General features: G+C 37.2%; 12 protein-coding genes. 3 read left to right on the plus strand and 9 right to left on the minus strand.

Translation table 11 applies throughout. The annotated features are described in order from the left end of the window. Positions 1–2: 2 nt before the first annotated feature. The 3 genes from upp to KKG99_13695 all read right to left on the minus strand — a co-directional run bounded on the left by upp (position 3) and on the right by KKG99_13695 (position 2,971). A complete protein-coding gene (gene upp / locus KKG99_13685) occupies positions 3–665 on the minus strand; it encodes a uracil phosphoribosyltransferase (protein ID MBU1014045.1) in 663 nt (220 codons plus the stop codon). A 62-nt stretch (positions 666–727) separates the two neighbouring features. Then, the gene (locus KKG99_13690; protein MBU1014046.1) at positions 728–1,675 is read right to left on the minus strand and encodes a hypothetical protein; all 948 of its coding nucleotides are present in this window, start codon (positions 1,673–1,675) and stop codon (positions 728–730) included. Beyond that, positions 1,676–2,971, minus strand: a complete 1,296-nt coding sequence (locus KKG99_13695; protein MBU1014047.1) for a polysaccharide deacetylase family protein — start codon at positions 2,969–2,971, stop codon at positions 1,676–1,678. A gap of 251 nt (positions 2,972–3,222) precedes the next feature. On the opposite strand from KKG99_13695, the gene KKG99_13700 reads away from it, so the two are divergent. The 3 genes from KKG99_13700 to KKG99_13710 all read left to right on the plus strand — a co-directional run bounded on the left by KKG99_13700 (position 3,223) and on the right by KKG99_13710 (position 8,247). Beyond that, on the plus strand, positions 3,223–4,980 hold the full coding sequence (locus KKG99_13700; protein ID MBU1014048.1) for a DNA polymerase III subunit gamma/tau: 1,758 nt from the start codon (positions 3,223–3,225) through the stop codon (positions 4,978–4,980). Positions 4,981–5,157: 177 nt separating this feature from the next. Further along, positions 5,158–5,778 (plus strand): lysophospholipid acyltransferase family protein, encoded by a 621-nt coding sequence (locus tag KKG99_13705; protein MBU1014049.1) that lies wholly within the window; start codon positions 5,158–5,160, stop codon positions 5,776–5,778. Between the two features lie 21 nt (positions 5,779–5,799). Further along, positions 5,800–8,247 (plus strand): prolyl oligopeptidase family serine peptidase, encoded by a 2,448-nt coding sequence (locus KKG99_13710; protein ID MBU1014050.1) that lies wholly within the window; start codon positions 5,800–5,802, stop codon positions 8,245–8,247. Positions 8,248–8,327: 80 nt separating this feature from the next. On the opposite strand, the gene pcaF is transcribed toward KKG99_13710, so the two are convergent. From pcaF to KKG99_13740, 6 genes are all read right to left on the minus strand, one after another. Continuing rightward, positions 8,328–9,530, minus strand: coding sequence for a 3-oxoadipyl-CoA thiolase (gene pcaF / locus KKG99_13715; protein ID MBU1014051.1), 1,203 nt, complete (start codon positions 9,528–9,530; stop codon positions 8,328–8,330). Positions 9,531–9,547: 17 nt separating this feature from the next. Then, positions 9,548–10,900, minus strand: a complete 1,353-nt coding sequence (locus tag KKG99_13720; GenBank protein MBU1014052.1) for an aspartate aminotransferase family protein — start codon at positions 10,898–10,900, stop codon at positions 9,548–9,550. A 58-nt stretch (positions 10,901–10,958) separates the two neighbouring features. After that, positions 10,959–11,621, minus strand: coding sequence for a 3-oxoacid CoA-transferase subunit B (locus KKG99_13725; GenBank protein ID MBU1014053.1), 663 nt, complete (start codon positions 11,619–11,621; stop codon positions 10,959–10,961). Continuing rightward, positions 11,612–12,328 carry a 3-oxoacid CoA-transferase subunit A gene (locus KKG99_13730; GenBank protein ID MBU1014054.1) on the minus strand — a complete coding sequence of 239 codons (717 nt, stop codon included), beginning with the start codon at positions 12,326–12,328 and terminating at the stop codon, positions 11,612–11,614. Before KKG99_13730 ends, KKG99_13725 begins: the two co-directional genes overlap by 10 nt. 28 nt (positions 12,329–12,356) lie before the next feature. Next, positions 12,357–13,868 carry a hypothetical protein gene (locus KKG99_13735; GenBank protein ID MBU1014055.1) on the minus strand — a complete coding sequence of 504 codons (1,512 nt, stop codon included), beginning with the start codon at positions 13,866–13,868 and terminating at the stop codon, positions 12,357–12,359. 301 nt (positions 13,869–14,169) lie between these two features. Next, complete coding sequence (locus tag KKG99_13740) at positions 14,170–14,313, minus strand: hypothetical protein (protein MBU1014056.1); 144 nt, start codon at positions 14,311–14,313, stop codon at positions 14,170–14,172. Positions 14,314–14,640: the final 327 nt, after the last annotated feature.

Here is a 14,640-nt window from a genome sequence, read left to right on the forward strand (position 1 = left end):
TGTTATTTATCAGAATTGTTTTTTTTACCATAGGCCAAATCACCGGCATCGCCCAAGCCGGGAACAATGTATGATTGGGCAGTCAATTCATCATCAACAGCACCTACCCAAAGGGTAACTTTGGTCGATGGTAAATTTTTCTTAATATATTCAACCCCTTCTGCGCTTGCAACCGCAGCTACAATATGGGTATGCTTTGGATTTCCCATATGAAGCAGCTCTCTGTATGCTAAAACGATTGATGCTCCTGTTGCCAACATCACATCCGAAAGAATTAATACTCGACCATCAAGATCAGGGCTTGAAGAATATTCAATCCGAATATCAAATTTTTGATTTTTATGATACTTGCGATATGCTGAAATAAAGGCATTATCAGCATGATCAAAGAAATTCAACATCCCTTGATGCAAGGGTAAACCAGCTCTGAAAATTGTGGAAAGAACAGGATGTTCGGCCAGTACAGATACATTGGCTACACCCAAAGGTGTAGTAACATCTTTCTGTTCATATTCCAGCTTTTTACTGATTTCATACGCAAAAATCTCACCCAGTCGTTCCAGATTCTTTCGAAAGCGATAACGATCCAATTGAATGTGCTCATCTCTGAGCTCAGATAAAAACTGATTTAACAAACTGTTATGTTTACCCAGAATATAAACCATATACATCAAGTTTAGTGATTCACAAATGTACTAAAAAGAAAATTATTACTTCGATTAATTTGTCATGATAGCTTGAACTTAGATTTACGCCACAACTTCAGTCCAATTTTACAAATTATATTCAATCTGTTAATGATCAAATGATAATAAATAATCTCTTTTGAACCAAAACTCTTGTAGAATTTTGCCAATCCGGGATCGTTTGATCCTTCAAAATCGAAAGTAAGATGCTGGTTGCTATTTACTTTGATCACCTGATCAAGCAAAAAAGCCATTGAATTCGTTTCCCTGCCTTCCTTACTTAAACCCGAAAAAAGAAAAGTGATTTTACGGTTTGAAACCAGAAAAAACCCACCTGCACATAATATATTCGTTGAATCGTAAACCCCATAAACTTGTGCAATGCCCCGATGAATTGCAGTATAAATAATTCTTCGGAGGCTTATATAATTGTTTTCTCTTAATTGGGGAATATGCCTGCCCTTATTATTGATGAATAGTTTGACTATTTCATCCGGGTTGGCATTGATATTAATAAAGAGACCGGATTCAGCAGTTTTTTTTAACTTTCTTTTTAAATTCTCGGTATATCTTTTTTTGATGTTTTCATAACTATTGATCAGGTCCAGTTCATGGTTTAAAAATGGCTTAATTTCGAATTTAGCTTGGTCAACTTTATTAAAATTATTCAGTTGGATTTCAATATAATTAAATGTTTCTGGGATGGCATTCAAGAATTCGGCAACCACCTCCTGTGTAAGAATATTTTGTGAAATCACACCAAGTTGCTGGGTGAAAAATGGCTGATATACTAAGTTGTTCCCAAATTTTCGTTTGACGGGTAAAGGAAATACCCGCAAATAATCTCCGTCAATTAAGGCATCCCAATCCTCACACACAATATCCAGGTACCATGAATAGGCATATATAATTCCATTGAATGATTTAGAAATACAAGTGTCCCATTTCATTTTATCAATTTCATGATTTTTCAGATATCGTATTTCCATCTATTTTAAAATTGATAATGTTTCTACGAATAGTTTTTTTAATTCTTCATCTTCGGCAAGCGATGAATTATGCCAAATTCCAATTAAATCACCTTTTACCCTTCTTACCGAATCAGAAATGAGTTTGAGCTGTTTTATCATATCGGCCGAATTTAATTTCAGGTAATCGGTCATCGTCCCATCCATGAAAGCAAATGGCCGGATCACCAATTGGGTTTCTTCCTCATTCAATAAATCATAAAACCTGAAAGGGGTGCATATACTGGCCCTGAATCCTAACTGAGACGGATATCCTAAGGAATAATCTTCAATAATTCCAAGGCTAATAAGGTTCCTGTATGTTTCCGGAAAGTTTAGAATCAGAAAATGTTGCCGAGATCTAATAACATCTCCTCCTAAAATATGCTCGAGTTTTGCGATTTCATCTTTTAATAAACTTAAATCCGAATTAGAAGCATACGAAGGATGGATATTGACTTGAGCTTTTTCATGCAAGTCCTTAAGCAAACGAAAGAACTTTAAATTCTGAAATGAAATATTTTTATCGTACCTGCCATATTTCCCGAGGTTCATAAAAATGATGGCATTGTATTTCTCTTGATCAAGTTTGCTAAGGATAAAGTCAAAATTATTGTATGGATCAGGGATAAGATTCATTAAAACGTTTACTCTTTCGGTTAGGTGTTTGAATTTTAGTTGCAGAATTGACCTGATGATGCCTCCGCTATTTCTCCAGAATCCCTTCCCAATATAAGAAAAAGCAATATCCACATCAATGGTTGGGATATACTGATATTCGGATTGAAGAAAGGTGATCTCGGAATATTTTAAGACTATTATTTCTTTAAGCTTCAGGGCAATTTGGTTAACCAAAGGTTGTTCCAGGAAATGATGTTTAAAGGCAATCGATGATTCTGCCTTAAATCGACCATGCTGATCCAGGCTTTTGGGCTCCAGATATTCTTCATATCTCGAAACCAAATAAAAAAGTACTGAAAAAATATCATAAGGAACATCCGCATTTTTATCAGTCTTGAAAAAAACAGGTAAACCTTCCCATTCTTCAACAATGATCTCTTTTTCGGCAATGTGTGTTTCAAAGAGCAAATCCGAAGGGCGCATTGAGATTGCACTTTGAATAGGCAGATCTGAGTAATTGATCTTTGCATCCTTGCTTTCATTAAATCCATTAAGATTACTACTTATTTGATATTCCGTTTTTAGAATATCATTAAAAAGCAATTTTAAAACATATTTAAGTCGTGAAGAGATTACATTTGAATAAATCAGGATCATAATAACCTAAATAAAATGTGCTTATTTACAACAAAGATAGTTCTTATAGTACCAAATAAGTATGTTAAAAGTCCTAAATAAAGCAAAATCCAAGTTTGAAAAGCTTCTAATTATTGCAATCCGTGTTCTTTTTTCATACTCTTCTGTTCCTGCTATCAATGTACCGTTGATTCTGTCATTAATCATCTAATTGCGTTAGTAATGCTGTTTTTTTCTTATTTTTGAACGGAAAAATATACCCGAAACTGATTATGGAAAATTTTATTGTTTCTGCACGAAAGTACAGGCCTGCCACATTCGACACCGTGGTTGGACAAAACTCAATTACCTCAACACTAAAGAATGCCATCAAAAACAATATTTTAGCTCAGGCATTTTTATTTTGCGGCCCCAGAGGAATTGGTAAAACAACCTGTGCCCGGATCATGGCAAAAACAATTAATTGTCAAAATCTCTCTGAAAACATTGAAGCCTGTAACAAATGTGAATCATGTACTTCCTTTAATAACGCGGCTTCTTTTAATATTCATGAATTGGATGCGGCATCTAATAACTCCGTTGAAGATATTCGCAATCTGGTTGAACAAGTTCGAATTCCCCCTCAGGTTGGTAAATATAAAGTTTATATCATTGATGAGGTTCACATGCTGTCGTCAAACGCTTTTAATGCATTTTTAAAGACTTTGGAGGAACCACCTCCATATGCCAAATTTATTTTGGCTACTACCGAAAAGCATAAAATTATCCCAACCATTTTATCACGCTGTCAAATTTTTGATTTTAAAAGGATTGGGGTTGAAGATATTGCGAATCATCTGAAATTCGTTGCACAAAACGAGCATATCGAAGCCGAATCAGATGCCTTACATATTATTGCACAAAAAGCAGATGGCGCCTTAAGAGATGCCCTTTCTATTTTTGATCAAATTGTAAGTTTCTCAAGATCAAATATCACTTATAAAAATGTGATCGATAATCTGAATATTTTGGATTACGATTATTATTTTAAAATCGTTGGTGCTGCGCTTAAAAATGACATTACCAACTCATTACTTATCCTCAACGATATTTTTGAAAATGGATTCGACGGACAACATTTTATTATTGGTCTTGCCGAACATTTACGAAATCTTTTAGTTTGCAAAGATAAAGCAACCTTATCCTTATTAGAGGTAGGCGAAAATATTAAAAGTCGCTATGCCGAGCAAGCTGACCAGGCAGATATCATGTTTTTAATAAAGGGTTTGGAGATTATCAACCATTGTGATATTGAATATAGAGGCAGTAATAATAAGCGTTTGCGTTTAGAATTAAGTTTGATGCAAATGTGTTCCTTAAAATCAGGAGCCTTGCCTCCTCAATCTGAGACGATCATCATTCCTCCTCAAAAAAAAACTGAAAGCCAATCTACAAAATCAATTGTCAGTGAACCAATCCCAAAACCGTTGATAAATGAACCTCAAACAGTGGCGAAGCCAACCATTGTAAATGAGCATAAAACATTACCTGTGAAGGATCTCGAACCAAAGTCGGTTCAAAAAAAGACGGGCACCAGAATGCCGGGCAGTATTTCAATCAAAGGCAATACCAATAAAGTTGAAGAAGAAGCAAGCACTTATAAAAGCACTATTCCTTTGTTGCCCGACACCGATTTTACACAAGAAGACTTGGAAACTCAATGGAGCAATTATTTATCTTCAGAAGCAAATCAAACGCCCAGTTTTGTTAACGCTCTTCGGAAATACACTCCAATATTAAAGGATAATTATTTAGTTGTATTTAAAACCGATAATAAGGTAATTGCAAATGATCGTCAGAATATAAACAAAGTCCAGGCTTATTTAAAGGAACATCTCCAGAATCAACAATTAACCTTACAGTCGGTTATTACTGAAAAGGAAGAAAATAATACGGCATATACCGACGAAGAAAAATTTGATGAGATGAAGAAAAAAAACCCGGCTCTTCAGGACTTAAAGGACCTGCTGGATTTGGAGATAGAATTTTAACTTATGCACAATCAACAATTTAGTTAAAATATTGATTTTTATTAGCAAAATTGCAGCATTGCTCTAGCCAATCCATAGCTTTATATATTTAATTCACAATTTCTCAATTTGTGCATCGAATCAATTTATAGCTCACAAATATTTATTTATATTTACAAAACTCAATTCGTACAAAGTTTGAAATTAATTGCTAGAATTATTTTAAAAATCTGGGGATGGAAACTCAACGGGATTATCCCTCCTGGTGTTGATAAATGTGTTGTAATTGCAGCACCACACACCAGTAATGTCGATTTTCTTGTTGGGCGACTTGCTTATTTTGCAATTGGGGTGAAATTAACTTTCCTGATTAAAAAAGAAGTTTTCTTTTTCCCACTAGGATCGATATTAAGGAGTTGGGGTGGTATTGCCGTTGACCGTGGGAAAAAAAATAATATGATTGATCAGGTTGTTGATCTATTCAATCAAACCGATTCATTGTACGTTCTCATCACGCCTGAAGGTACCAGGAAATTAACCACTCGTTGGAAAAAAGGATTTTATCACATTGCTTTACAAGCAAATGTACCAATTGCCATGGGATATGCCGATTATGCAAAGAAGGAAGCCGGGGTGGGCCCGGTTGTTTATCCTAGTGGCAATTACGAGGAAGATTTAAAAATAATACAGGATTTTTATCGTAATATAACCGCCAGATATCCTGAAAACTTTAACCTAACTCCCAAGAGAGAAGGCAAGTTAAAAAATGACAACCAGAACATTGAGAAAATGAAAAAACTTTATTGCAATAAAACTTAATCCAACTAAATATTCCAACACATGAAAAAACAAATTATTTTTAAATTATTAATGGGTTTATTTTTGCTGATTAGCTTTCAAAGCAATGCCCAAGTCGACCTTAAATATCAAACTCCGCCAAAAGAAATTCTGGAGTTAATAAACAGCCCATTAACCCCATCTGTTCGTTTAGATAATAATGGTGTATGGATGATCCTGCTCGAAAATGTTCCCTTTAAATCGATAGACGAAGTATCGGCTTTAGAGTATAAGCTTGCCGGTTTACGTATCAATCCTAAAACCAATGGTGGTAGTCGTACAAATTTCAATACAAATATCACCCTAAAAAATGTTACAAGTGGCGAAGAATTTCAGATAACCGGCTTGCCGGAAAAAGCTAAAATAAGTGGGGTATCCTGGTCGCCTGATTACCAAAAGGTAGCTTTCACAAATACTACCAATAAAGGTATTGAATTGTGGTATTTTGATGTTCAATCGAAAGAAGCCAAAAAATTAACCAAAGCTGTGCTAAATGGTATATTTGGCGGTAGCTATAACTGGGCTGCTAACGGAATGTCTTTCATTTGTAGTTTTATCAACCCCGATCGTGGAAGTTTGACCCAAGCTGATGAGACTCCAACCGGACCGGTTGTTCAGGAAAACTTAGGAAAAACAGCTCCTTCAAGAACCTATCAGGATTTGCTCAAAGATAAAGCTGATGAGGCTAATTTTGATTATTTTGCAGGCTCAATGTTGGTAAGAGTTGATCTGGAAGGTAACACAACAAATTTAACAGAAGCAAATATCTATAGTGGGTTTTCTGTTTCTCCAAACAGTGAATATATTATTACAGAAACCATCAAGAAACCCTATTCTTATTTAGTTCCTTTTAACCAGTTCCCTACAGTTTTAAGTTTGTTGGATAAAGATGGCAAATTTATCCGGGTAATTCAGGAAATCCCTCTCATCGAAGAAGTCCCCAGTGGTTTTGATGCAGTTGAGAAAGGACCCAGAAGAGTCAGTTGGAGATCGGATAAGCCGGCTTCAATTTATTGGGTTGAAGCACTTGACGAAGGAAATCCTAAAACAAAAGCAGAATTTCGCGATGCGGTTTATACAACCGATTATCCTTTCGATCTGAATAATAAAAACCATATTGTTTCGGTTAAAAACCGATTCAGAGGCATGACATGGGGAAATGATAAAATTGCCATTGCTTATGACAATTGGAGGAGTACTCGTGAATCATTGGTCTACAAAATCAATCCCTCTATTGATAATATTAAACCCGAAATATTATTTAACCTCAATTCTGAAGATATTTATCAGGATCCCGGAAGCTTTGTGACTATTGAAAATCAATACGGAAGGAATGTATTGCTAGTTGAAAAAGACCGATATCTATACTTAAGCGGTGAAGGATATTCTCCGGAAGGAAATCGACCATTTCTGAATCAATATGATTTAACTAAAAAAACCACCAAAGAAATTTGGCGTGCCGACGGAATCAGCACTTATGAAAGTATTGGATTCAGAGGTAATTTGTTTTTTATTGATTTGAAGAAAGGTGTAATGATTACCAGTATTGAATCAGCATCTGAAAATGCAAATTATTATCTGCGCAACTTCAAGAAAAAAGATGCTCCCAAACAAATTACCTTTTTCCCAAATCCATATAAAGCAATGGAAGGCGTAACCAAAGAATTCATCAAATACAAAAGAGCTGATGGTGTTGATTTGACCGCAACTATGTATTTGCCTGCCGGTTATGATAAAACCAAAGATGGTAGAATTCCTATGCTCATGTGGGCCTATCCGCGTGAATACAAAGATCCAAAAACAGCAGGACAAGTTCGTACTTCTCCACATCGTTTTACACGAATCAATTATGGTTCACCAATTTTTTGGGTTAAAAGAGGTTTTGCAATTCTCGAAAATGCAGAATTCCCTATTATCGGAGTTGGCGAAACGGAACCTAACGACTTATTTATTCCACAATTGGTGGCTAACGCAAAAGCAGCTATAGATGCACTTGATGAAATGGGTATTGTTGATCGAAAACGCGTTGCGGTAGGAGGTCATAGTTATGGAGCATTCATGACGGCTAACTTGTTAAGCCATTCTGATTTATTTGCTGCAGGACTTGCCCGAAGCGGTGCATATAACAGAACTTTAACACCATTTGGATTCCAATCGGAAGAAAGAACTTACTGGGAAGCACCCGATGTTTATAACCAAATGGCACCTTTCATGCATGCCGACAAGATGAAAACACCATTATTAATGACTCATGGTTTGGCTGATAATAATTCAGGTACGTTCCCATTACAGAGTGAGCGTTATTACAATGCGCTGAAGGGTCATGGTGCGACCGTTCGCTTGGTGATGTTACCGGCTGAAAGCCATGGTTATGCATCTTATGAATCTATTTTGCACGTTTTATGGGAATCAGATCAATGGTTAATGAAATATGTGAAGAATAAAAAATAGAGAACCATTTTCCAACAAAAAAAGCTGCCCTGATTTAGGCAGCTTTTTTTGTAAATAATTTTATCGTATTGCAAATTGCACTATACTTTCTCAAGTACTACAGCTATACCCTGTCCAACTCCTATACACATGGTACAAAGTGCTTTTTTCGCATCTGAATTTTGCATCTGATAAACGGCTGTTGTTATCAACCTTGCACCACTCATTCCTAAAGGATGTCCTAATGCAATCGCTCCTCCAAGTGGATTGATCCTTGGATCGTTATCGGCCAAACCAAGTTCACGACTACAGCCCAATGCTTGCGCAGCGAAAGCTTCGTTCAATTCAATAATATCCATGTCATTAAGGGTTAAGCCAAGATGCTTTAACAGTTTGTTGGTGGCAGGAACAGGTCCCATTCCCATAATCCGTGGAAGAACACCGGCTGTTTTCATTCCAAGAATTTTGGCAATCGGTTTCAAATTATATTTTTTTACTGCTTTTTCAGAAGCAATAATTAAGGCTGCTGCACCATCGTTAATCCCTGAAGCATTTCCGGCTGTAATAACACAGTCGGGACCCAGGACAGGCTTCAAGGATGCCATTTTCTCCAAACTTGATAAGCGAGGATGCTCGTCTTTGTTTACAATAATTGGATCACCTTTTCGTTGCGGGATCGATACTGGAATAATTTCCCTGTCCAACGATCCATCAGCTTGAGCTTTTGCAGCCTTCTCCTGACTCCATTGGGCAAATTTATCCTGATCTTCGCGGCTGATATTGAAATCTTTTGCAATATTCTCTGCTGTCTGAATCATCGATTCTGTACCGTATTTTTTATCGAGCGCTTTGTTAATAAAACGCCAACCCATGGTTGTATCATAAAATTTCTGTTCCCTTGAAAATTCACTTTCGGCTTTTCCCATTACAAATGGGGCACGCGACATGCTTTCAGCTCCACCGGCAATGACCAATTCAGCCTCACCCGATCTGATCGCTCTGGCTGCAGTGCCAATGGCATCCATTCCAGAACCGCAAAGTCGATTCATTGTTGTTCCGGAAATGGTTTCTGAGTAACCTGCCAAAAGAAGCGCCATCCGTGCAACATTCCTATTATCCTCGCCTGCCTGGTTCGCACATCCCATAATTACATCATCAACAGCCAGCCAATCCAAGTTTGGATTTCTTTCCATCAAGGCTTTTAAAGGAATTGCAGCAAGATCATCAGCTCTTACAGATGAAAGGACTCCGCCATAGCGGCCCACAGGGGTTCGGATTGCGTCACAAATAAACACTTCGGTCATAATCTAGTTTTTACGGTTTAACATAATTTTTCAAGTTTAGGCTTTATTATTCTGAAGCCATTCAGCAATGCTTCCGACAATTTGTTAACTTCATTCTGCGTAAGAACGGTTGAGAACATACATGCACAGGTATTGATCATAATTAAATTCTCTTTAAAATAAAGATAGTCAAGCAATTCATTTACTACAGCCGTTTCCTCTTTTGTTTGATAAGCCTCACGGTAAGTTGTTGGAGGTTTGACTTTCAGATGAATCCGGAACATTGACCCGGCTCCGGTAATAGAGACCGGAACATCTGCAATTATAATGGCTTCCTGAATCTGATCAATCGCCTTTTGAGTTAAGGCATTTAGTTTTAGCACTGCTTCCCTATCGAATAAATTCATGGCAGCATAACCTGCAGTCATTGTTATTGGATTGGCTGAAAAAGTGCCTGAGTGAGGAAATAAAAGTTTGCTTTCGCGAGGATCAAGAACCTTCATTACATCTGAACGGCCGGCAAGTGCGCCAACCGGAAAGCCTCCTCCAATTATTTTACCCAAAGCAGTAAGATCGGGTTTAACCTTAAAATTATCTTGAGTGCCTCCATAATTCACACGAAAGGTAACTACCTCATCAAACACCAATAAAGCTCCATTTTCACGGGTCCATTTATAAAGCGCCTCAATAAAATCGTTCGTACCCTGAAGCAAACCAATGCGGTGAGGTACCGGATCGATTAAGACACAAGCAATCTGATCGGCTTGCTGATTTAAAATAGCAATGGTCCTTTCAATATCGTTGTAAGGGAAAATAATTACATCATTTAAAACACCCTGAGGGGTTCCATTTGCAAGCGGAACACTATTTGGTTTATTGAGATCTCCCCAATTTGTTGGATTAGCTGTTTGGCTAACTTCGGCAAAATCATAAGTGCCGTGATAGGCACCTTCGGCTTTAGCGATTTTTGGTCGCCCGGTATAAGCTCTTGAGGCTTTAATCATCGTCATAACTGCCTCGGTACCGGAATTTACGAATCGGATTTTTTCAAACCCAACAGAGCGGTCACATAATAATTGAGCATATTTGACTTCAATTTCTGAAGCCAAAGTGTATGCAGTTCCTTTATAAAGTTGTTCAATAACTGCACTTACGATTGCCGGATGTGCATGGCCATGAATTAAAGATGCCATATTATTGGCAAAATCAATTCTCTGCACACCATCTATATCAGTGACATGAATCCCGGATGCATTGGCAGCATAATTTGGATAAGGTTTTCGAAAAACAGTATTTCGACTTACGCCCCCCGGAAGTACATTACAAGCTTGCTGATAGATTTCTTCACTTGTTCTTTTTTGCTCTTTTGAGTCAAGGATTTGAGTATCCATATGTTAATTTCCGGTACGTCCGGAACCTCCTCTTAATAATCTAAAATAAAATAATTACCTATTTGGAATACTGATTAAGTTTAGCCCCGGTATTCTCCTGCAAATATTCAAAACTTACTCCGGGTGCAAGCTCCCTCACATAAAGACCATCCATTTTAACATCAATGATAGCAAGGTCGGTATAAATTGTATCGACAACTTTTTTACCTGTGAGAGGGTATGTACATTCTTTCACTATTTTAGGCTCACCCGTTTTAATATTATGTTGGGTAATAACGAAAATAGTTTTTACACCGGCAATAAGATCCATAGCTCCACCTACAGCAGGTATTGCACCAGGCTCCCCCGTCGACCAATTTGCCAAATCACCATCTCCGGATACTTGCATCGCTCCAAGCACACATACATCAATATGGCCTCCACGTATCATGGTAAAACTATCTGCATGATGAAAATAACAGGCACCGGGAATACTCGTTACATGTTTTTTTCCTGCATTGATCAATTCAGGATCTTCATGGCCTTTTTCGGGAGCAGGCCCCATTCCGAGCAAACCATTCTCGGTATGATAAATAAACTCGCGTCCTTCAGGCACAAAACCGGCTACCAATTCAGGAATCCCAATTCCAAGATTTACATAGGATCCATCCGGAATGTCCAATGCAACTTTTTGTGCCATTTGATTTCGATCCCAACCTTTAATATTTTCGTTTATTGCCATGGATACCTCCTATCTTCTTTTACCAGTTTTGATTCTTCAGCCGGATTTGTTACTTCAACTACTCTTTTTACAAAAACCCCGGGGGTTACAACACATTCAGGATCCAGATCGCCTAATTCAACAATCTTTTTTGCCTGAACAATGGTGACTTCGGCTGCAGTGCACATGATAGGACCAAAATTTCGGGCAGTTTTATTATAAATTAAGTTACCGTATCTGTCGGCAGCTTTGCATTTTACCAATGAAAAATCAGCTCTGATGCCATATTCCATAACATAAGTTTCACCGTTGAATAAACGGGATTCTTTTCCTTCTGCAAGCGGCGTATTTACAGAAGCAGGGGTAAAAAATGCCGGAATCCCGGCCCCACCGGCCCTGATTCGTTCTGCCAGCGTACCTTGTGGCACAAGTTCTAATTCTATTTCTCCATTGTGATATAACTCTGGGAAAACGGTAGAATTTAAAGTGCGTGGAAATGAACAAATCATTTTTTTAACTTGTCGGTTTTCGATCAATGCTGCAAGGCCGACATGGCCGCTACCGGTGTTATTACTTACCACGGTAAGATTTTTTGCACCATGATCAATGAGCGCATGGATCAATTCAATCGGGCTGCCCGCTTCACCAAATCCACCTATCATCACGGTTGCCCCATCAAAAATATCGGCAACGGCTTCAGCAGTCGTTTTAATTATCTTATTTATCATTTGTCAATGCTTAAAATGAATAGAAATTTTACTTTTTCATTCTTTTATCTAAAGCTTCATTCAGGTTCTTCTCAATCTGAACCAATTCATCTTCGAAGAAATATTTTTCAGTTTCAAATGGTTTTAGATTTGCCACTGTATTTTCTTTCTCATCATATTTGGCCAAGAAAACTTCATCAAGCCATTCCATATTTCTACTTTCATTGAATTTCAATGCAATGGCTTTCTTTCCATTCACCTCAAGGGTTCCAAGAATTGAAATTTTTCCTGCTGAAGAAGTCATGGTAATATATCTTGAAGGACGGTTGATAGAAGGCAAAGTGCGGTAAACTTTACTGAAAACTTTATTCAATTCCGCAAGAGGAACTGTAAAGTAATGATGTTCACCTGTAGGCCTTGCACAATACATGGAATGGAAACCAATGGTCAACATGGCGAAAATATTTCCCAGATCAATCCAATTTTGAGCAGAACGATCAATATCAACTTTGCCATTTTTATCGGTAAATAAACTGATATGGTTCATTACGGGGCTTTGGCTTTTTACGGTTATTCCGCGAGCCCTGAGTCGTCGAACAGCCGCAATGGTGCTTGGGTTCAGAAGTTCCCGAGGAGTTGAAAAGTGTGCCATCCAAACCACTTGAATTCCATGGTCGATAAGCTTGCCAAACAATTCCAAAAAGTCATTGTATTTACTGTTAATAAACATTTCAGGGTGAAATGTAAGGGCTCTTGAACCAATACGGACTGATTTAATATGCATTAATTCTTCATCTTCAATAATCGGAAGAAGGTATTGCTCAAGCCGTTCGAAAGGCATATAACCTGCATCTCCTCCAGTTAGAAGCATATCCGTAATTTCCTTATGTTTTTTTACATAATCCAAAACCGGTTTAATTTCGTTTTGAATGAACATATCTTCGTCACCGCGAACTTGGGCATGACGGAAACAATAGCTGCAAAATGCAAAACAGCTTTGTGTTGTTTTATCAAAAATCAACTGGCATTGTGGATATTTATGCTGACTTCCTTCCAAAAATTCGATTTCACCCATATCGTTTTCAAACCAGGGTTTATTCAATTTCTGATTGCCATCGTGAGGATTGGTGAGTTCCATATAATCAGCAACGATTTTTTTTCTTTCTGACTCAGTTTTTGCCTTTTTATATAATACGACAGCTTCTGCCCTGATCATACCCGGTTGTGGAAAAACCAATTGAAATACTGAGTCATTCGCAAAGTCTTCCCATTTAATAAAGTTCAGCACATGTTTGGTTGCTAAAAAACGGTAAACTTCGATAAAAAATTCTCGTTCTTCAATAAACCCGATATCTATTCCATGTTGGTTCAAGATTTGAACGATTTCCCTAAAACCCTCAAGTCCAACATAATTTTTCTTCGTAAACATGAATTCGGAAGTTTCCATGATGCCGGAATAATTTGGATAATTAGAGTGTAATCTTGATAACAAACCTGTTGGCAAGAGATTTTCATTTTTAATGATAGCCCGGGTATCATCGGTATAATGATATCGATCCATCATCTTATTAACATCCGACGAAGTAATTATTGCCTTTTTGGTTTCATTCATCGTAATAGTGTTTGCGATTGATTTTGTCATTGTTTTGACTTTTATATTGTTTTTTTAATTCTTTTAATTAGTTGCTTCGATTTATGTTGAACCGAACTTTGCTAAGCCTTTTTTGTGAGATTAGATAGTTTAATCCCTGATTCCAAGAACATTATTAATTTATTTCCTAACATTAAACAGGCGTTTTTTATTTCTATCTAAGAAGGAAGTAAGAATATTATTCTTAGGAGTAGGATGGGATAAAGATTGATTAGGAGGAGGACCAGTTTTTTCTGCGGGTTTTTACCCTCAGGTTTCCATTATAAAGGTAAATGGCCAGAGCACTTTGAAGTGCCAATAATACAACTCCTTCTTCAATTGCTGATGAAAGAGAAATACTGTTTTTGCTAGTCATAATTGATTAAAAATTAAGTGTTTATTTAATCCTTAAAATTTCAATACAAAGATATGAAACAATAGAGATCAATTAACATGCTACTTGTAATTTTTACTCATTCTAGCTAATTACAGAATGAATTATAACCTTCACAAGTGAGATTTGAGAAAATATTGAGGAGAATATGATCCTTTAATAAAAAAACTCCCCTATGAGGGAGCTTTGGTGGGCGATGATCCCGACCAAAAGTCGGGAGAACCCCCGACCCTCCCGACTTTTAGTCGGGATGCTCTGAACCTTTTGAAATCAATCGCTCAATCTGTTTTCTACTCTTCCATCTTTTAA

Source organism: Bacteroidota bacterium (genome assembly GCA_018816945.1).
Taxonomy (GTDB): domain Bacteria; phylum Bacteroidota; class Bacteroidia; order Bacteroidales.

What these genes read in the sequence shown, in the direction of transcription:
- KKG99_13730 (MBU1014054.1), bottom strand. Translation starts at nt 12,328, where the DNA reads ATGATAAATAAGATAATTAAAACGACTGCTGAAGCCGTTGCCGATATT.
- pcaF (MBU1014051.1), bottom strand. Translation starts at nt 9,530, where the DNA reads ATGACCGAAGTGTTTATTTGTGACGCAATCCGAACCCCTGTGGGCCGC.
- KKG99_13695 (MBU1014047.1), bottom strand. Translation starts at nt 2,971, where the DNA reads ATGATCCTGATTTATTCAAATGTAATCTCTTCACGACTTAAATATGTT.
- KKG99_13710 (MBU1014050.1), top strand. Translation starts at nt 5,800, where the DNA reads ATGAAAAAACAAATTATTTTTAAATTATTAATGGGTTTATTTTTGCTG.
- KKG99_13735 (MBU1014055.1), bottom strand. Translation starts at nt 13,868, where the DNA reads ATGGATCGATATCATTATACCGATGATACCCGGGCTATCATTAAAAAT.
- KKG99_13720 (MBU1014052.1), bottom strand. Translation starts at nt 10,900, where the DNA reads ATGGATACTCAAATCCTTGACTCAAAAGAGCAAAAAAGAACAAGTGAA.
- KKG99_13740 (MBU1014056.1), bottom strand. Translation starts at nt 14,313, where the DNA reads ATGACTAGCAAAAACAGTATTTCTCTTTCATCAGCAATTGAAGAAGGA.
- KKG99_13690 (MBU1014046.1), bottom strand. Translation starts at nt 1,675, where the DNA reads ATGGAAATACGATATCTGAAAAATCATGAAATTGATAAAATGAAATGG.
- KKG99_13700 (MBU1014048.1), top strand. Translation starts at nt 3,223, where the DNA reads ATGGAAAATTTTATTGTTTCTGCACGAAAGTACAGGCCTGCCACATTC.
- upp (MBU1014045.1), bottom strand. Translation starts at nt 665, where the DNA reads ATGGTTTATATTCTGGGTAAACATAACAGTTTGTTAAATCAGTTTTTA.
- KKG99_13725 (MBU1014053.1), bottom strand. Translation starts at nt 11,621, where the DNA reads ATGGCAATAAACGAAAATATTAAAGGTTGGGATCGAAATCAAATGGCA.